Source organism: Paenibacillus germinis (genome assembly GCF_013141785.1).
GTDB classification, from domain to species: domain Bacteria; phylum Bacillota; class Bacilli; order Paenibacillales; family NBRC-103111; genus Paenibacillus_E; species Paenibacillus_E phytorum.
Window position 1 is genome coordinate 40,756 of the sequence record NZ_WHOC01000058.1, and the last position, 20,705, is coordinate 61,460.

The following is a 20,705-nucleotide window of genomic DNA, read 5'->3' on the forward strand; positions in this document are numbered from 1 at the left end:
TATGGGGAGTTTGCATGATTAAATTTAACTTTAAAAAGTCTCTGGAAAAGAAAATTATTATATTCGGTATTGTTTTTTCTGTGATGTCTATCGCATTAACGACCTTAACATGCTATATGGTCACTAATCGATTTATTTTGTTTCAGTTCGAACGCGTAAATGAAATAGCTACAGATGCAGCAGTTGAAAAGGCCAACACCTATTTGGGCGAAATTGCCAATATCGTTAGTTTGTCTATGAAAAATGAGTATTTTGACAAGATTATCAGTTCGAATGAATCAGACCCATATGTACTCATAAAAGCACAAAAGGACTATGAGGATTTTCTGAATAGTCTTATTCTTAGTAATGATAAGGTGGATTCCATACTTGTTGTTGATTATAATAGAAATATTTTTATTAAGGCTAGTAATTCAGTAGGAAAAAGCTATGACAAATACGGATCTGCAGAATTTTATAACCATTTAAAGAAACCATTGCTGCAAAACGCTGAAAGTCAGTTTTTCCTTGATAGATATAGAGAGGGGATCTATGAAAGGTTAGCTATCATAAGTCCTATATCTGAGCCATTTACCAATGAAATAAAGGCATATATGGTTGTGGTGTTGAGTACAAAAGTTATTGAGGAGATGCAGTTTGCAGGGAATGGCATTTTTATTACGGATCATGCAGGGAACACTGCTGAAGTTTCCTACAATCAACAAGCAGGCGAATTGGCTGAACAAAAATTCTCATTTAAAAATTCTTTAAACTATGAAGGGTGGACGATAACGAATACGTTCACTTTTGACAAGCTTCAAAAGTCCATTAATAAAAATCTGACTACCAATATTCAGATTGGGTTATTATGTCTGGTGTTATCGATCATTGTACTAGCTATTACAGGCAAAAAAATTGTTAAGCCAATTAAAAATATGGAAGTTCAGATAAGTTCACTCAATCACAGCTACATTGAAAATAAGCCAATAGCATTGTCTAGGCGGAGAATTAGCTTTAAATTGACTTTGCTAATTTTGTATTCCACTGTAGTAACTGTTCCAGTTGTATTAATAACAGGCAGCTCATATGTATCCGCCAAGGACACGGTAGAAAGCAAGGTAGGGTCTGTCTTTGAATATAGTGCCCAAATTCTCTATCAACAGATGGAGTTTGTTTACAATAATTATCGTAGGATGACAATTGAGACTTCCTCTTTCAATGAGAAGGTTCAAAAGCTTCTGGATGTCAGCAAAACTTCCAATAATGTGGATAAAGAGATTCGGGATGAGATGAATAATATCATTCTTTCCAGAAATTTATTTGATAAAGGCATATCGAATATAACCATTTATGACGCAGATAAGCGTCTGGTATATTCCTCTACCTACGGCAGGCCATTCATGATGCGTCCCGATGCCAAAACGGATCTAGATTATATCAATGATCATTTTAGTACTTTTTTATGGCGAAGCTATACGGATTCACCTTTTAATAAGAAAGGTATACGTATCGGCATGCAAATAAGAGGTGTTGCAGATGGGATTGAGGCTGGAAAACTACTAGGGTTTATTTTAGTTGATTTCAACGGGGAAGATATTGAGAAGATGCTAAATGTTTTTTCTAAGATCAGCTATTTGGATTTATACCTTGTGGACCAAACAGGCAAAGATATCTTCAGTGATATCGGCCGAAGTCAAAAGAAAAGCTTGTTAGAGGTATTCAAAACCAATAAACCTTCCTTAGAACAGAATGAAAGGGTATCCTTTCGGGAAGGGGGAAATAACTATCTAATGATTTCTAAGTACTTCGCTGAAAATGGGTGGAGTTTAGTATTCCTTTTAAAGAACTTTAATGAGAATGAATACATACTTTTTTACAGTATAGTGGTTCTCTTAGGGCTTATCTTACTAAGCGTTGGGTTCTCCTATGGATTCTCTTCTATACTTTCATTGAACATATCTTCATTAATGAAAACAGTAAGAAACGTGAAAAGAGGAAACCTGCAAACCCGTTTTAAGAGTGCAACGGAAGATGAAATATATGAATTAGGTAATAGCTTTAATGAGATGCTTGAGCGTATAAGTCTACTAATTGAAGAAAAATATATATCCGAGGTTAAGGTAAAAGACGCGGAACTTAAGGCCAAGGAATATGAATTAAATCTGCTACAGTCACAAATCAACCCTCATTTTCTTTACAACACCTTAAAAACAGCACAATATATGGCTTTTGCGAAGGATCCCAGAACAGAGAAAATGATAAAATTACTTATTGCATTGTTTAAAACCAGCATCACCCGGGGAGAAAAAGTAGTGAAGTTTAGTGAGGAAATCGCTCATGTGAAAACCTATATAGATATACAGCAAATGCGGTTTGGGGACAAAATTAAGGTAATCTATGATGTAAGTGAAGATATGTTAGAAATTCCGGTTCTGAAGCTGACGCTTCAGCCAATCGTGGAAAATGCCATTTATCATGGCCTGGAGGTAACGGAGCATGGAGGCACTATCGCCATAAAGGTTCAAAAGTTGAAGGATAAGTTGAAAATATCCATCTGTGACAATGGTGCGGGAATGACAGAGGACAAGCTGAAGGAAATTAAGGCGAGGCTTGAGGGGAAAACAAAAGGAGAAAGTATTGGGATCATTAATGTTCATGAACGAATAAAATTATATTTTGGAGATGAATATGGAATTGAAGTAGATAGTACTTTAGGAAAAGGCACCACGGTCTTCATTTATTTTCCTCAAATAGAGCAGCAAGGTTACTTTTTTAAGTAGCCGTGCTGCTTATTTTTCATAACAAAGATGGAATTAAGTTAAAAAAACGGAACAAATGTTAAGTTAGAGTCCTACCTTATGGTTTTGTAAACGCTTTATAATTAACACAAGAAGTAACAGCAATGGATGTCCAATACGAAAATGTTAAGGAGAAGATAAATGGATACTGAAGTAATAAAAACCTCCAAACTGTTTATTAAGCAAAACTCAAAGGAGCATGGTTATAAAAAAAAACTGAAACTTATATTGAGATATAAATATATGTATTTCATGCTCATCCCTCTGCTCATATGGTATCTGATCTTCTGTTATGTTCCTATGTATGGAATAACCATGGCTTTTCAGGACTTTTCCATGAGTAAAGGATTTTTTCACAGCCCCTTTGTTGGATTGAAGCATTTCAAAGAATTATTTGGTGAGGAAGATTTCTGGAGGGCATTTTGGAATACCGTTATTATTGCGATATACCGTATTCTTACTCAGTTTCCCATTCCTATCGTTATTGCTTTGCTTCTAAACGAAGTAAGACATCGTAAATTCCGTAAGGCGGTTCAAACGATTATCTATTTACCGCATTTTATTTCGTGGGTTATCGTTGCTTCCATATTTATCACTTTTTTCAGTCCAGAGACAGGGATTCTTGCAGCCATTTTTAAAGACGGAGCTACGGATATGCTGACAAATCCAGCTGCCTTTAGGCCGGTCTTGATTTTAACAGATATTTGGAAAGAGGCGGGATTTGCCACTGTCATCTATGTTGCGGCTATGGCAAGCATCAATCCAGAACATTATGAAGCGGGTGTCATGGATGGCGCCGGAAGATGGTCCCTTGTATGGAATGTTACAATACCTGGCATACGTAATGTTATCCTAATCATGTTTATCTTAATTATCGGAAAGGTTTTGACTTGGGGCTTTGACCAAGTATATAACTTCTACAATCCTATGGTCTATTCAACAGGTGATATTCTGGATACCTACATTTTCAGAACCGCTTTAGGAGACAACAAATTTAGCTTCGCAGCAGCAGCGGGTCTACTGAAGTCTGTAATATGCGCAGTATTACTTATCGTTTCAAATCGGATTGTAAAGGCATTTGGTCAAGAGGGTATCTACTAACACGGGGAGGAGTTTCCATCATGTATATACAAAAAAGGTTTTCATTGACGGATACGATCATATATCTAATGCTCGGTCTATCAGCCCTAATCATCATACTGCCATTGTGGAGAATCTTGATTATATCTATTTCCTCGCAGGAAGTATATTTAACAGACCACTATCACCTAATTCCCAAGAGTTTCAGTCTTACAGAGTATAAGAGAGCTCTGGGCAGCATTGGGGGAATTGTAAGAGCCTTATTAAGATCAGTAGAAATAACGGCGCTTGGAACAACCATAAGCATGATACTCACCAGTTGTGGTGCTTATGCACTATCCAAGAAGGATCTTCCAGGTAGAGCAATGTTATTTCGCTTAATCGTGTTTACCATGTTTTTCAGTGGTGGCTTGGTTCCCTTTTATGTACTAGTTAAAAATCTACACCTCATAGATACAATTTGGGCGTTGGTTTTACCTACGGCTATCTCAACCTATAATTTGATTATTATGAAAAATTATTTTGCCAGTATTCCGCCAAGTCTAGAAGAAGCCGCAAGAATTGATGGATATAATGATATACAAATTTTGTTTAAAATTATTATCCCAATATCTAAGCCTGTATTTGCTGCAATTAGTTTATTTTACGGTGTAGCTTTATGGAATGACTACTTTTTAGCCACATTATTTATCAATTCCAATGATATGTTTCCGCTGCAAGTTTTATTGCGCCAGATGATTATTCAGGATATGGTTACGGCGGAGGTGGGTGTCATGACGTCGGGATCTAATATGGAGCAGTTTAAAATGGCTTGCATTATCGTTGGAATGATTCCTGTACTCATCATTTATCCATTCATACAGAGATATTTTACAAAAGGAATCATGATGGGTGCAGTAAAGGAATAATGGCAATCCACCACTAGGCGGATTACATAAATATGACATTATGTTAACGAGAAAATTAAAAAGGGAGAGGTAAAAAGATGAAAAAGCTTAGCATGATCAAGCCTTTGTCTATGTCACTGCTGCTTGCAGCTACCGTATTAAGCGGTTGTTCACAGCAAGAGCAGCCACAAGCAACAGGAAGCAGCCAGCCAAAAGAGCAAAAAGAGCAAAAAGCGAGTGAACCCGTTCCAATCCGCTGGGTGCGAGCAGCCAACGAGCAGGACCCCCAAAAGGATCGTATCCTTCTGGAACTCCAGAAAAGAACGAATACGAAGATTGAAATTGTAAGCATCCCAAGCGATCAATTTGCAAACAAAATTAACCTTATGATGGCTTCGGGAGAAAATTTTGACATCGCTACGGTTGACTCCGGCAAAACTTTAAACGAATGGGCTAAGAATGGCTTGATCATGTCGTATGATGACTATTTAAAAAGCGGTAAGTACCCGCACATCAATGCTATTGTTAACTCTGAAGTTTACAAAGGCTTTAAGATTGATGGAAAGTCTTATTACAAGCCGCTGGGACTTGCTCCCATGCAGTGGGGCTGGGTTATCCGTACAGATTGGCTGGAGAATTTAGGCTTAAGTATGCCTACTACGCTCGAGGAATTTTATAACGTTGCAAAAGCCTTTAAGGAAAAAGATCCGGATAAAAATGGCAAACCTGACACCTATGGCGTCTATACTAGGGCAAGCGGTATGTCTGATCCTTCCATTACTCAGCTTGGACAGTTTATATCAAGAGCACATGCTATAGCAGGCAGGACAGACAACTGGGTGACCCAGCCAGATGGAAGCATTACAAGATATGAAGTATCACAAGCTGCGAAAGATTCGGCTGCTTTCTTTAGAAAGCTAGTAAAAGAAGACCTGATTAACAAGGATTGGCTTAGCTTAAAACCCGATGGTGCCCAAGGTCCTGAGTCCGATGATTTTGGAGCAGGGAAATACGGTATAGCTGCTACAACAAAGCCTGATTTATTCTTGCAAAAGGCTAAGTCTGTTAATCCTAATGCTAAAATTGCCTATCTTCCGCCACTTAAAGGTTTGAATGGCGTACCTGCTAACTTAGGCCACTCAGGCGGCTTCTGGAGAGGGAATATTATTCCAAAGACTTCTAAAAACCCTGAAAAGGCTTTGGAATTAATGGAATATACGCTAACTAAGGAAGGCAGAGAATTAACTCTGTTCGGAATTAATGGAACACACTTCACAGATGTTAAAGAAGACAATGGCAAAAGAATCTTTACCGTAAACAAGGCTGAAGCCGATAAAGACTGGGACACTAAAAAGAATGGGTATCTGTATCCATTAGCATGGGGTGCAATGAATTACTTTGAATATGCTTACATCCCGATCAAAGAGAACAATTTTAATTATGATGAGGCGTTTAAGAAGCTGCAGCCATGGATTCCTACAGATATGGCAGAAGGAGCTTTCACAGACTGGTTTGCTACTAACGCTAAGTATACAATGGCTCCGCCGTTAATGAACGTTTTTGATGACAAAATTCTTGGTGACCAAACCAAACTAAGATCAACCTTTGGAGAAGGTTGGCTAAAGGCTATCATGGGCGACGACTTTGACGGCACTTGGGCTGAACTTCAGAAGAAGTGGCTGGCAGCAGGCGGTCAGGATGTTATCACCAACGGACAGGAATTTTATAAGAAAAACAAATAACATAACTCAATTTTTTAATAGAAGAAGCCAGATGCAGGTCTGGCTTCTTCTTTAACAAGAGAGGATGGAGAAACGGTGATACAAAAATTTGCAATAAGTCGCGATGATGAGTGGTATGAGGCATGGCCGGATGTGACATTGACAGTTGGCGGAAAGCTGGTTTGTGTATTCTCGCAATGCACCCACCATGGGAACAGGTCGGCTACACGCTTGATGATCACGGAGAGCACGGATCGGGGAAGAACCTGGGGGAACAAGAGGCCATTCACCGAACTGACAAACGGCCAGCCGTATTGGAACTGTGCCCGTATATCCCGGCTCCGTGATGGACGGCTTATCATTGTCGCGGACCAAATAACGAAGGAGCGGGAAGGTGGCGGCCATAATTACTTATGGATAGGTGACGCCGAAGGAATGAGTTGGAAGGGACCAATCGAGACTCCGCTGGAGGGGATCGTCCCCGACAAACTCTGTGAGCTCCCATCTGGCCGATGGCTGCTGTCGGCTCACTCCTCTGACGGGCAATGGCTCCGGTATTCCGATAATCAAGGGAAGGATTGGTCGGAGCCAGTGCTGGTTGCTGCACAGGAAGGACTGAAGTTGTGTGAAGTGAGCATTCTTCCACTAGAAGACGGTACATTAGTGGCCTTTTTACGGGAAAACTCCGGTGAAGGCTGGGATTGTTATAAATCGATATCCTACGATCAGGGAGAAAGTTGGAGCGGGCTATTTCGGATACCGCTGCCGGGATGCCATCGCCCTGTATCTGGTCTACTGCAGAGCGGGCGCGTCCTAATCACCTACCGGTTCATGCAGGGCGGGAAGGGGTGGCTTGGTACATGGACGCAAAATTTCTTTGCTGCTTTGACGGATCAGGAATCGGCCAAGGCGCAGGAACGGCGCGATCAATGGACACGGATCTTGCCGGTTGATTTTGACCGCAGTCCGGTGGCCGATCTCGGCTACTCCGGATGGGTACAGTTTGAGGATGGGGAAATCTATGTAGTGCAATATATTGTGGATGATGCGCCTAAGGGGCAAATCCGGGGATACAGCCTCAGGGAGGACGACTTTTTGCTGGCAGCGGAATAATAAGAAGGGGGTGGGTTTTAAGAATTGATTTTGAGGTTGAACCTAAACAGGAGAGTGATGATATGTCGAACCGTCGTATACGTATATTTAAAGGAAAATCAGCTAAAATTCTTACGCTGTTATGTGCATTTTTCCTATTAGCATCCGTTGCCGTCTTCCTTTCGGGAAATGTGGCAAAAGCAGCTGTACCCTTCTATGACGAAACCATTCTTTATGAGGCAACAGTGGATGGATATGCCCAATACCGAATACCGGGTGTTGTCGTTACTGGGAATGGCACCATTATTACGTACATGGAAGCAAGGAAAACTACATCCGACTGGGCAGATATCGATATTTATATGAGAAGAAGCACGGATGGCGGAAACACGTGGCAGTCCAGAGTCAAGCTAGTAGATGGCGTGTCTACAGCGAATACGATCAACAATCCAGTCATGATTGCGGAAAAGAACAGCAGCACTGTGCACTTCCTTTACTGCAAAGAATACAGCCAGGCCTTTTACAGGAAGAGTACGGACAACGGCGCTACTTGGTCTGCCCCTGTGGAAATAACCTCTGTATTCAATCAGTTTAAATCAGAGTTTAACTGGGCAGCCTTTGCAACAGGTCCCGGACATGGGATTCAACTAGAAAATGGAAGGCTGCTTGTACCCGTCTGGCTTACTTTAAACACATCCCATGCACCCGGAGTTGTATCTACCATTTACAGCGATAACGGCGGGGTTACATGGAATAGAGGCGAAATCATCTCGGACACTCCGGAGATACCGAGTCCCAATGAAACAACAGCTGTACAGCTTTATAACGGTTCAGTCATGCTCAATATGAGAAATAGCACAAAGGTCTCCCCAGCGCGATCTGTATCAACAAGTTTAAACGGCAGCAGCGGATGGTCAACTCCGGTATTGGACAGGGAATTAAATGACCCGAATGATTATGGAAGTATTTTACATTTTACGGACCAACACGATTATTATAACAACAGGCTTCTATTTACTAATACAAATAACCCTAGCGATCGATCCAATTTGACGGTTAAGATGTCCATGGATGAGGGAGATAACTGGACCTATTCCAAAGTGATAGCCCCGGAAGGTTCTGCCTATTCAGACCTTGCGGTCAGTAATGATAAACAGACCATCTATTGCTTTTATGAGAAATGGAATGGTACTCTGAAATATCATTATATGGTGTTGGCAAGGTTTAACCTGGAATGGCTAACGGATGGCGAACAGAGTCTAGATCCGTTATCAGGACCTTCTCCAACGTATCCGCCAATACCTACAGTGAACCTGGATGAGCAATGGAACAGCCTATCGGCCTGGACAACGGCTGGCAACACTACAATTAGTCCTGCGGGACAGTTGGATTTGTATAGTAACAATAGCGCCATCAGTTCTGTTAATAGGACAGATATAAGCATTCCCCAATCTTATACGCTTGAATTCAAGGCTAAAATAGATAATTTCAGCAGTGGGGCCATAGGGGTTAGTCCATTTCCTGCATCCTTGGCGACGAAGATAGGAGATGGGAAATACAGGCTGATGCTGGACTTCAGGACTGACGGAATCTACGCAATGACCAATTATGGTGTCTGGACGCAAATAAAAGCAGTGACTCTAACTAACAACTGGTATACATGGAAAGTAATTGTGAATCATGGTGTTGCAGAAGTATTCATGGACGGAATATCTCAGGGTAAATTCGCCATGCAGTCTGGCAACTATAGCGATGTTGTGCAGCACTGGGTTCTGGGCACAAGCACGGATATAGCAAATGCTCATGTTGAGTACTCAAAATTGTATACAGATGTACCTGTTACATGGGATGTTGCCACAGTAAATCTCGATGAGCAATGGAACAGCTTGTCAGTCTGGACTCCAATTGGAAGCGCTTCAATCAGTCCCGCGGGGCAGCTGAACTTGACTAATAACAATAGTACCAACACTATTGTTAGCCGGACGGACATAAGCATTCCTCAAACCTATACGCTTGAATTTAAGGCAAAAATAGATGATTTCAGCAGTGGAGCTATAGGGGTCAGCCCCTTTCCTGCATCCTTGGGGACGAAGGTCGCGGATGGGAAATACAGGCTGATGCTGGACTTCAGAACGGACGGAATCTACGCAATAACCAATTATGGCGTCTGGACGAAAGTAAAAGCAGTGACATTGAATAGTAGCTGGCATCTATGGAAAGTAAGGGTGACTAATGGTTATGCCGAAGTATTCATGGACGGGGTATTCCAGGGAAGTTTCTCTTTGCAGTCTGGCAACTATAGCGATACATTGCAGCACTGGGTCTTAGGCACAAGTTCGGATGCAGTAAATACTCACGTCGAATACACAAGGCTATACACAGATTTGCCTGGGTCAGGTCCTGTTAGCTACTTGAAATTCGATGAAACAAGCGGCTCTATAGCGTCGGATTTATCTGGCAATGGAAATACGGGGACGGTGACCAATGGCGCAACATGGGCTGTGGGCCATCTAAACAACGGGCTGACATTTGACGGAACCAATGATTATGTAGATGCAGGCAATAAAACAAGCGTGCAGTTTGGCAAAGGCGATTTTACTGCGGCTGCGTGGGTGAATACCGATACCATAACTGGAAACAGGTTCATTTTCTGGTATGGGGATGTGGGTACTGCTGTACCGTCATGGTGGGTACAAATGGAATCCTCGGGCAAAGTTTCTTTCCTGATTGATGGCACATCAGCACCTACCGGAAATTATGTGGTAACAGATACTGCCGTGCTGTCGGTCGGAGTATGGAAGCACATTGCAGTGACACGAGAAGATTCAATAATAAGGATTTATGTGAATGGCCTAGAAACTAAGGGTATATATACTAGCGATGTACCTGATGTAACGAGTGCATCCAATGGTCTTGCAATAGGTAAGGACAAAAATGGAACTACACGTTACTGGGACGGCATGATTGATGAAGTGCGTGTGTATGACAGGTCTTTAAGCTCCAAGGAAATTCAGGGGTTGTATAATCAATAATTCCATTTATAGAAATAATAAGAGCTGGACAAATGTCTGGCTCTTTCGAATTTCAAATATAATTTGTATAAATTCCCAACGCAATTGCAAGCGGTTGCATGAGGTTAAAGGGGGCAAGAACGACATGTTCAAAAATAACAGCCGTTTTGCTTGGTTGAACAAGAGGATGAGAAACACATTTTTCATCAAATTGATTATGACTACGGCTTTGATCGCCATCATTCCAAATCTGCTTTCCGACGTAGTCGCGTATTACAAAGTTTCCAAAACCTTTGAAGAAGAGACCGGGAAAACGAAACAGCAATATTTGAACCAAACGCGAAATGCCCTCGAAATTGTATTGAAACGGATCAAGGAAAATTCCAATCTGCTTGCACTGAACCAAGCCTTTGTGGAGTTTGAAAAGTTTCCGAACGGCAGCTACTACGAAGACCTGCAGGGTGAGCTTGGTAAAGAGGACCTGCCTACCCTGTACGGATATTTAGCAGCCAAAACCAATTCCATCTCTACGATTAATACCTTCCGAATATCCAATGAATTTGTGGATTCCGTCTATTACTATGATAGCAGTAAAAATCTTGTTATTACTTCGGACAATAGCGGCTCCAACCGGCAATTTGATCTTGATGATTTCTATGATCGGGACTGGTACGACACGTTAATTGAATCGAAAGAATATTACGTGTTTATGGATACCCGAATCACCAAAGCGTATTCTTCAAAAGAAAAAAACTTGCTATCCATCATCTATAAAACGAATAAAGACAACAATGCCTTTATCATCAATCTGGACGCTTCTGTTATTTACAATGAAATTATTAACAAGCTGAACCATCAGGATAATATTTACGTTGTTTCATCGGCCGGGAAGATTTTGTTTCACAGCAATCCAGCTAGCATGCATCAGCATCTGAGCCTTATTTTGCCTGAGGAAAAAGATATTGTTGGGAGATCTGGTTCATTCGTGAAACAACTGGCGGGTAAAAATAAGCTGATCAGCCATTCCGCTTCTCCTTTATTGGGGTGGACCTTCGTGAACATATCGGATATGGAGGCACTATCCAAAGGGACAGCTTCGATCAAGCAAACGATCGTTCTATCCGCCTTGGTTCTGGTTCTTCTTACACTAACGTTGACTTACTTGTCCTCGAGAAGCTTATACAAACCGATATCCCGGCTTAAGGCAATGATCGGTGGGGAATCGGAGAGGAAAACGGAGCAAACAGACGAAATTGACACGATAGGTATCTTCATGCAGTCGGCCATCCATGATCGGGATTACTACAAGGAGAAACTTGATGAAAGTTTGCCTTTTCAACGGGAGCAATTCAAGTATTCGCTTCTGCGTCAGCATTCCATGAATTTGGAGGAAATCGGGAGTAAGAAAGACTATTTAGGCGTTCATATCGATCTGGGCGATCTTGTTGTTCTCGCACTCTCATTGGACGACCACAATATCAGTGGTATGGAGAGGGGGATGATTACGAATTTTACGAACGATCTCTTTAAGCTTCGGATCATGGATCAAATCATCCAAAGTCCAGTTATCCAAACCCCCTATTATCTCGTTGATGCCGAAAAGGATATCATCGCAATCGTGATGGGTCGCGGTGGGATGGACCAACAACAGTTGTTCCTGATCGGGCAGCAGCTTCTTGACGAAATGAGTTTGAAGCTGCGGAGTACTTGCACCATCGGGATTGGCAGGGTTTGCAGTTCTATCCTTGATTTACCCCAAGCCTATGAGGACGCTCTAGAAGCATTGAAGTATCGAATCTTGTACGGGAATGGCTATGTCATTTCCATCGACGATATCCGTATCGACAATAAGACTGGGTTTCATTACCCAAAGCAAAAAGAAGAGCTTCTGCTAGGCCACCTTAAAACAGCCCGTACGGAAGAAGCGCTCCAAGCGTTCGACGAGTTTGTGTCCGAAATCAATATGCATAAAAACAAGCTGCACTACAATCAGATTAGGCCGCTGTTCATGCAGCTTCTAACAGGAATTATGAACGCATACACCCAGTTGGGAGCAGATATGAGGGCTGTATTGGGTGGGGAAACGGACCCTTACCGGGAGCTTCTGGATCAAGATTCCATGGATAAAATCGGGAAGTGGTTTCACAGGCTCATTTATTTAACGACGGCATATATCGAACGAGAGATGAATGCCAAAGGTAACCATCATATTACCAGAGTGATTGATATCATTGGACGGAATTACTGCCAAGACATTTCCTTGAATTCGGTAGCGGAGGAATTAAATTTGAACCCGGCCTACATCAGCCGGCTTTTCAAACAAATAACCGGACAACCTTTTGTTGATGTTCTAAAAAAAGTGAGGATCGAAAGAAGCAAAGAGCTTTTAGTCCAAAGCGATTTGAAAATCAATGAGATCAGTAAACAGGTCGGCTATAGCAATTCGTATTATTTTATCAAAGTGTTTAAAGATATGATGGGCTTAACGCCTGGCGAATACAAAAAAATGAACAGCTAATTAGCGATAACCAGGTAACCGTAGCGGATCTGCGGTAGCTGGGATATCTTCGTATTATATATTTTTGACATGTATAAATTGTTGTATGAATGTAGAAACATTATTATTTAAAACGCTTACATTCACTGCTATCGTTAGCTCTGACTCAAGGTTTAGATGATCGGACCTGGGGATCGCAGGATTACAAGGGAGGAACAGGAATGGTTAGAAAAGTTGTCAGCGCTACCGCAATCGTAGTGCTATCCGCGTTCACACTGGCGGCATGCTCAAGTGGCACTACCACTGACACAAAGGGGTCTGCGAATGAAACTCCAAAGGGGGCTACGTCAAAGGTAACTCCTAAAATCTACATTTACCAGAACACGGGGGCATTGAACCAGAAGCCGGAAGGGAGTGTGCCGGAAAAGCTTGAGGAAATGAAAAAAATGTATATAGAAAAGCTGGGTATCGAGCCCATCGCCATCATTCCACCCCAAGGTGGTGATGCCTCAAAGGAAAAGCTTAACCTGCTCTTGGGCGGCTCCAGCGACGAAGTCGATACTTTCCAAGCAAATTGGGACGATTATGCCTCGAAAGGAGCGATCATTCCGCTTAATGATTTGTTAGATAAATACGGACAGGACATCAAGAAGGCATGGGGCGAGAAAGCCTGGGAGTATATGAAGGATAAAGATGGGAAAATATGGGGCATTCCGAGGGGAGAACCAGCCGTACACTATCCGATCTGGATCCGTTCGGATTGGTTGAAGAAGCTGGATCTGAAAATGCCGCAAACGATCGATGAATTGGAAGCCGTTTTGAAAGCATTTAAAGAAAAGGATCCTGATGGGAACGGGAAAGACGATACGATTCCGATGATGACGGATTTGGCCGGTATTAGGAACGCTCTTATGGGCGGATTCGTCGAGCACGGAAACAGCAACTGGGTCGATCCCGCGGATCAAAAGCTAAAGCCTGTAGAGCTCGCTCCCGGTTTCAAAGATTATGTCGCGAAGCTGGCCGATTGGTACCAGAAAGGCTACATCTATAAAGAAGCATTCGCCAAGTTCGATCCAATGGAATTGCTGAAAACGAATCGAGTCGGCACTTCATCCATGTGGTATTCGCGGGTTACGCTCTTGTTCCCGCAAATTAAGCCGAATTTGCCAGCCGACGCCAACTATGAAATGATCCGGGGTATTCAAGGCCCTAAAGGGAAACTGATGACAGCTACCTCGGGAAACACCGCCTCCATGGTGATTACGAAAAAGGCAAAGAATCCAGAAGCGGTCATGAAATTTATTAACCATCAATATCAAGACATCCCGACTAATTCACTTACGGCGGCATTCGGTACGAACTGGGGCTATATCGGAAACAGCAAGTTTGATATCGAATTGAAAAGCAAAGACATTCAGTACGGAGGTGAATATTTCGTTTCTCTGGGCACGGCCACGGAGTTGAAATATGCGTTCCAGGACCCAGTAAAGAAAATGCACGCCGATTATTTAACCAAAGAAGCATTAAAGCTCGATGTTGCGAAAATAGCGGTAGACGCCACCATTTTGTACGACAAGAAAAAGCTGCAGGAAAACATACCGACGCTTGGGGATATTGAACGCTTGAGAAACGAAGAATTGGTTAAATTCGTGACGGGAGCTAGACCGCTCAGCGAGTTTGATAAATTCATCGACCAGCTGAATAAAGCGGGGCTTGAAAAGTGGATTGCTGAATATACGCGGCAGTTTAACGAAAAGAAGAAGTAAAAACGTCAGAAGAGATCGTTGTATGGCAGCCTGCGGCTATCGTTTTCGTGTGTAGGCTGCCGTTAACGTTCTAGAAGGAGGAGCGCTTTTGACATCAACAAATGCAGCGATATTAAAATCCTCTAGCCGCCTACGCGCTGCCAAAAAGAGGCGATGGTCGGCTATCAAGATGCATCGATTTTATTATTATTTGATCATACCCGGCATGCTTTATTTTTTGATTTTCGACTATATTCCTATGTTTGGTATCATTGTCGCTTTTAAGGATATCTCTCCGTTTGAGGGCGTAAGTGCGATTTTCACAAGCGAATGGGTCGGCTTTAAACATTTCATCCGTTTTTGGAACTCCTATTATTTTTGGAATGTGATGCGGAACACATTATTGATCAGCGGTTATAAGCTGCTGTTCGGTTTTCCCGCTTCTATTCTTCTTGCGCTGCTTTTGAATGAATTGAGACATGCAGTCTACAAAAGAATCGTGCAGACGATCTCGTATCTTCCGCACTTCATTTCCACGGTCGTCGTAGCTGGTTTGGCGATGATGGTGTTGTCCACCGACGGTGGTATGGTGAATGCGATAATCGTTCAATTCGGCGGACAGCCGATTCATTTTCTAGGGGATCCTACTTACTTTCGTAGTGTTTTGATTATTTCTCATGTGTGGCAGACGATCGGATGGGGAAGCATTTTGTATTTGGCCGCCATGACGGGGATCGATCCTGGGCTTTATGAAGCGGCGAAGATGGACGGCGCTGGTCGCACGAGGCAAGCTTGGCATATTACGCTCCCAGGAATTGCTCCGGTAATCGTCATTTTGCTCATTCTTTCGATCGGCGGTCTGCTGAATGCCGGGTTCGAGAAGGTACTGCTGCTGTATTCTCCAGCCGTTTACGAAGTGGCAGACATTATCGACACCTATGTGTACCGGGAAGGATTGTCGAAGTTAGACTACTCTTTCGCTACGGCGGTCGGTTTGTTCAAAAATGTTCTGGCGATGTTCCTCATTCTTGGTGCAAACTATATGGCTAAAAAAATGAACCAGACAGGAATCTGGTAGGGGGTGACGGGGCAATGAGCGCTATCAAACCTACCATCGGCGAACGCACATTCGATGTGTTTAATATCATAATCCTAGCTGTCTTGTCTTTGTTGTTTCTAATCCCTTTTTTGGCCGTGTTTTCTACTTCTTTCATCAGCGCCGAAGAATCGATGAGAAGGGGAGCGTTCGTCCTAATTCCGGAAAAGATTGATTTTGGTGCTTACGACATGCTGCTGAACCGCGGCATGATCATATACAACGCTTATAAAGTGACATTGTTTCGGATTACAGTCGGCACGCTCCTCAACTTGTTGTTTACCGCGACTTTGGCATACGGATTGTCGCGAAGAACGCTTCCTGGCCGCAACGTGTTTGTGCTGATTATTTTTATCACGATGATTTTTCATGGCGGTCTCATTCCAACCTATATGTTGATTGATAAATTAGGTTTGAAGGATACGTTATGGGTGCTGGTCATTCCTGGACTTATCAGCGCATGGAACTTATTTATTATGCGAAATTTCTTCTTGGCGCTGCCGGAAGAATTGGAGGAGTCTGCGATCATTGACGGCGCTACTCCGGCGGTGATTCTATGGAAAATCATCATTCCGCTTTCCATGCCGGCCATTGCCACCATCGGCCTCTTCTACACGGTTCATCATTGGAACGATTGGTTCGGCGCTTCTATTTACATCAATAGTCAGAGTAAACTTCCGATCCAAGTAGTGATGCGCAATATCCTGCTAACTGGACTTTTACAGGATGAAACGCAGGTGGAGTACATCCGAGACCCGCCGCCGGCGGCGTCTTTGAAGTCGGCTGTCGTTATCATAAGCACGCTTCCTATCTTGTTTGTGTATCCATTTATCCAAAGATTTTTCGTCAAAGGCATGATGGTTGGTTCCATTAAAGGCTAGTTTGAGAGGAGCGCATAAGGTGCTTGATAAACAAAATCTATTCACATCGGGAGAGTACGGATATCATACTTTCCGCATTCCATCCTTGCTTGTTACACGGGAGGGAACGGTGCTTGCCTTCTGTGAGGCACGAAAAAACGGAGCAGGCGATGCAGGCGAAATCGATGTAGCACTTCGAAGAAGTTTGGATAACGGAGATACTTGGGAGCCGTTTGAGATCATCGCGGGCGACGGTACAAGTACGATTGGTAATCCGTGTCCGGTTCAGGACTTGGAAACGGGCACGATCTGGCTGGTGCTTTGCCGAAATGCGGGAGATGGCCATGAGAAAGATATTTTAGCGGGGAAAAGGGCTCGGGATGTCCTTGTTATGAAAAGCGACGATGACGGAGTGACTTGGACGCAGCCAAAGGATATTACGGCAGACGTCAAACGGGCGGAATGGACTTGGTACGCAACGGGTCCGTGTCATGCGGTGCAGCTGCAAAGCGGGCGGTTAATCGTGCCGTGCAATCATGCTGTATTGAACCCTGAGACAGGGACGTCGGGTCCGTACACCGCACATGTCATTTACAGTGACGATCACGGGGCTAATTGGCGAATCGGCGGGATCGTTGGTCAAAATACGAACGAATGTGCGCTCACGGAATTGCCAGACGGCTCGGTGTATATCAACATGCGCAGCTATCACGGCCAAAACCAGCGCGCTTCAGCTTGGAGTCTCGATGGCGGCCTTACTTGGTCGGATATCACGCTCAACGAAGCGTTGATCGAGCCAGTATGTCAAGGAAGCGTGGTAGAAGATAGGCGAGGGGGCATCCTTTTCTCCAACCCGGCCAGTGTGAAGCGGAACAACATGACTGTAAAGGCGAGTGTGGACGGTGGACGTTCCTGGACGACGGAGAAGGAGCTCCACGAAGGACCGGCTGCTTATTCCGACTTGGCGATCGCCAAAGATGGTACCGTTCTATGTTTCTATGAATGCGGCGAGGAAAGTGCTTACGAGCGTATGACAATGGCCCGCTTTTCCAGAATTTAATGATTCAAATGCTTGGACATTAAACGTTAAGGAGCTTGTTATCATGTTCAAAAAAACGTTCATGTACGTGTTCATATTCGTATTCGTACTTACCCAGATTTCATTCTCTTTGTCAGGGGAGAACCGGGCATTGGCAGCGTCCTCAGGAGAGGACCCTTATTTTCAAAACATGGATTTGTACGTAGCTGGAACAGAAGGATACAACACGTTCCGCATTCCTTCTCTCTTAACGACTCGAGCGGGGACACTGCTAGCGTTTGCCGAAGGGCGCAAAAACAGCGCTGCTGATAATGGCAATATCGACCTAGTGCTGAAACGCAGCTTCGATCAGGGTCGGACGTGGCAGCCGCTTCAGATCGTTTGTGATGCTGGGGTTGATACGTGCGGCAACCCAACTCCGGTACAGGATGAGAACACGGGCCGAATATGGTTGTTTGTGACCCAAAACTACGGTCCAGATACATACGGTACAATCGTGAATGGAACGAGTCGTGGGGTGCGCACGATATGGAGCACCTACAGTGACGACGAAGGAGCGACATGGACGCAGCCGGTTAATAGGTTTAGTGAGGTGCAGGCTCCAAACACGCGATGGGACGGAACCGGTCCAGGAATCGGCATCCAACTGCAGCAAGGTACGGCTAAGGGGAGGCTTGTAATTCCAGCTATCGATCGAAATATTCAAAGCGACGATCACGGTGTGACATGGTACGAGAGCGGAAAGCTGCCTCCCGGCTTAGGTGAACCGACAGTTGTGGAATTGACGGATGGGACGCTGATGCGCAACGATCGGCTGTCGAGCAACCAGGAGATAAGAAGACGGGGAATATCGACCAGCCCTGATCAAGGAGCTACATGGTCCCCGATTTATTACGATGACGCATTGATCGATCCGATCTGCGAGGCGAGCATCATCCGATATATGCCCTCTGATAACGAGGTAGGTAATCGTATGATGCTGTTCGCCAATCCGGCCGGCACGGAGCGTCGGGAAAATATGACTGTTCGAATCAGTAATGACGATGGGCAAACGTGGACGACGTCAAAAACGGCTTACAAAGGACCTTCCGCATATTCCTCACTCGCGATTTTACCGGATGGAAAAGTCTCCTTGCTCTTCGAGGGAGGCGAGTACACACCCTATGACAAAATCATGTTTGCGACATTCAATCTCGAATGGTTCCAAGCGGCAGAACCGGATCTCGACAACTTGTTGTTTTCCGACGGCAGCCTGACTCCCGTGTTCCGAGGTGATATCTCGGAATACACACTCGCCTTGTACAGCGGAACTGAACAATTGACGTTAACTCCCGTAACGTCGAGTACAAACATCGCCATAACAGTGAACGGTAATCCAGCAGCGGCTGGACAGCCGACAACGATCCCTTTAGGTGATTTGCAAGCTATTAAGATTGAGGCGAAGCTCGGTCAGAGAGTCCGGCAGTATACCCTTCACCTCGATCGAACCAGACCAACGCCGGAACTGCTCGTGCATTGGGATTTCGATCAAACGGATGTGAACGGCATCGTGGATTTGACCGGTAAAGGACATAACGGGGTCATGCATAACGGTGCTGAACTTCGTCCGGGCTTGGACGGAAACGCGTTGTACTTGAACGGTACACGGGCCAATGTAGAGATTACGAACGAGGAGGATTTGAACCCCGGTACGGATGACTTCACATTCTCGGTATGGGTCAACCCCGAGGCGTTGTTTCAGCCTATGCACGTATTGTATTGGTACGGCAAGGCTGGCAGTAAAGTTCCGCAATGGTGGTTTGCTGTGCATAATACCGGAGCGGTCCGTATGAACATGGCCGGGCTGCCATCCGGGCGTGAAGTGGGCATTGCCACAGCCGCTGGACTCGTGAAGACCGGCGTATGGACGAACATTACGGTTGTCCGAGACGGATCCGTGAACAAAATTTACATCAACGGCGAATGGGCTGCCACTTCCGCCAAATACGACAGTCCCACGATGAATGTAACAAACCCAAGTGCTCCCCCATTGATTGGTTATGATAAAGGGACGGTTGCCAACCGTGACTGGAAAGGGTACATGGATGATTTGCAAATTTACAAGTACGCCATGAATGAAGCGGATGTTCGGAAGCATTATTGGCGTATCGACAGGTCGAAACCAGAGACTCAGGCTGTTATAGAACCTGGCGAACCGAACGGCGCAAATGGTTGGTATACCTCTGATGTGACGGTGACACTTTCTGTGTATGATGATTTTTCTGGAGCTGCTCGAACCGAATACCGATTGAACAGCGGGGATTGGAAAGTTTATGAAGGGGCGTTTGCTGTATCGGCGGAAGGATCGCATGTACTGGAGTATCGAAGTGTGGATCGGGCGGGTAATATCGAAGATTCCAAAAGCATGACCCTTCGTATCGATAAGACGGCTCCGATTCTAAATATCGTGCCGGATAAGACGGAGTTATGGCCGCCTAATGGTAAATTGGTTCCAATTCAGGTTGCCATTCAAGCGTTCGATGAGCGATCTGGAATAGCTGGTATTAAGCTTGTCTCGATCACCAGTAACGAAACGGACAGCAAGAAAGGAAAGTCAGATCAAGAGAGCGATATCCAGAATATGGAGTACGGAACCGACGATCGAACTTTTTTACTACGGGCCGAACGTAATGGGAGCGGTACAGGACGTATTTATACGATTGAATATACGGTTACGGACCAAGCTGGTCATGTAACGAACAAAACAGCCACCGTATCTGTGAAACACGACCAATCCAATTAATGACAAATGGGTCAAACCTCTGATGCAATAGAGAAAGGATGGAAAAACAATGATACAAAATTTGCAGTAAGCCGCGATGACGATTGGTATGAGGCATGGCCAGATGTGACGTTGACGG

At 44.1% G+C, this 20,705-nt stretch carries 12 protein-coding genes; all 12 read left to right on the forward strand.

Translation table 11 applies throughout. The features are described from left to right. Nucleotides 1–14 precede the first annotated feature (14 nt). The 12 genes from GC102_RS11130 to GC102_RS11185 all read left to right on the forward strand — a co-directional run bounded on the left by GC102_RS11130 (nucleotide 15) and on the right by GC102_RS11185 (nucleotide 20,587). Nucleotides 15–2,759 carry a sensor histidine kinase gene (locus tag GC102_RS11130; RefSeq protein ID WP_171689586.1) on the forward strand — a complete coding sequence of 915 codons (2,745 nt, stop codon included), beginning with the start codon at nucleotides 15–17 and terminating at the stop codon, nucleotides 2,757–2,759. 354 nt (nucleotides 2,760–3,113) lie between these two features. Beyond that, the gene (locus GC102_RS11135) at nucleotides 3,114–3,878 is read left to right on the forward strand and encodes an ABC transporter permease (protein ID WP_216628024.1); all 765 of its coding nucleotides are present in this window, start codon (nucleotides 3,114–3,116) and stop codon (nucleotides 3,876–3,878) included. 20 nt (nucleotides 3,879–3,898) lie between these two features. Then, nucleotides 3,899–4,765, forward strand: coding sequence for a carbohydrate ABC transporter permease (locus tag GC102_RS11140; RefSeq protein WP_171689588.1), 867 nt, complete (start codon nucleotides 3,899–3,901; stop codon nucleotides 4,763–4,765). A 77-nt stretch (nucleotides 4,766–4,842) separates the two neighbouring features. Beyond that, nucleotides 4,843–6,486 (forward strand): extracellular solute-binding protein, encoded by a 1,644-nt coding sequence (locus tag GC102_RS11145; protein ID WP_171689589.1) that lies wholly within the window; start codon nucleotides 4,843–4,845, stop codon nucleotides 6,484–6,486. A gap of 75 nt (nucleotides 6,487–6,561) precedes the next feature. After that, entirely contained in the window at nucleotides 6,562–7,578 is a 1,017-nt protein-coding gene (locus GC102_RS11150) for a sialidase family protein (RefSeq protein WP_171689590.1), read from the forward strand. Nucleotides 7,579–7,640: 62 nt separating this feature from the next. Then, on the forward strand, nucleotides 7,641–10,589 hold the full coding sequence (locus GC102_RS11155) for a sialidase family protein (protein ID WP_171689591.1): 2,949 nt from the start codon (nucleotides 7,641–7,643) through the stop codon (nucleotides 10,587–10,589). Nucleotides 10,590–10,713: 124 nt separating this feature from the next. Then, nucleotides 10,714–13,086 (forward strand): helix-turn-helix domain-containing protein, encoded by a 2,373-nt coding sequence (locus GC102_RS11160; RefSeq protein WP_171689592.1) that lies wholly within the window; start codon nucleotides 10,714–10,716, stop codon nucleotides 13,084–13,086. A 200-nt stretch (nucleotides 13,087–13,286) separates the two neighbouring features. After that, the gene (locus GC102_RS11165; protein WP_171689593.1) at nucleotides 13,287–14,831 is read left to right on the forward strand and encodes an extracellular solute-binding protein; all 1,545 of its coding nucleotides are present in this window, start codon (nucleotides 13,287–13,289) and stop codon (nucleotides 14,829–14,831) included. Nucleotides 14,832–14,919: 88 nt separating this feature from the next. Next, entirely contained in the window at nucleotides 14,920–15,888 is a 969-nt protein-coding gene (locus GC102_RS11170; protein ID WP_312883232.1) for an ABC transporter permease, read from the forward strand. A gap of 14 nt (nucleotides 15,889–15,902) precedes the next feature. Next, a complete protein-coding gene (locus GC102_RS11175) occupies nucleotides 15,903–16,787 on the forward strand; it encodes a carbohydrate ABC transporter permease (RefSeq protein ID WP_171689594.1) in 885 nt (294 codons plus the stop codon). A 19-nt stretch (nucleotides 16,788–16,806) separates the two neighbouring features. Continuing rightward, nucleotides 16,807–17,826 carry a sialidase family protein gene (locus tag GC102_RS11180; RefSeq protein ID WP_171689595.1) on the forward strand — a complete coding sequence of 340 codons (1,020 nt, stop codon included), beginning with the start codon at nucleotides 16,807–16,809 and terminating at the stop codon, nucleotides 17,824–17,826. Between the two features lie 43 nt (nucleotides 17,827–17,869). Further along, nucleotides 17,870–20,587 (forward strand): exo-alpha-sialidase, encoded by a 2,718-nt coding sequence (locus GC102_RS11185; protein WP_171689596.1) that lies wholly within the window; start codon nucleotides 17,870–17,872, stop codon nucleotides 20,585–20,587. The last annotated feature ends 118 nt before the right edge of the window (nucleotides 20,588–20,705 follow it).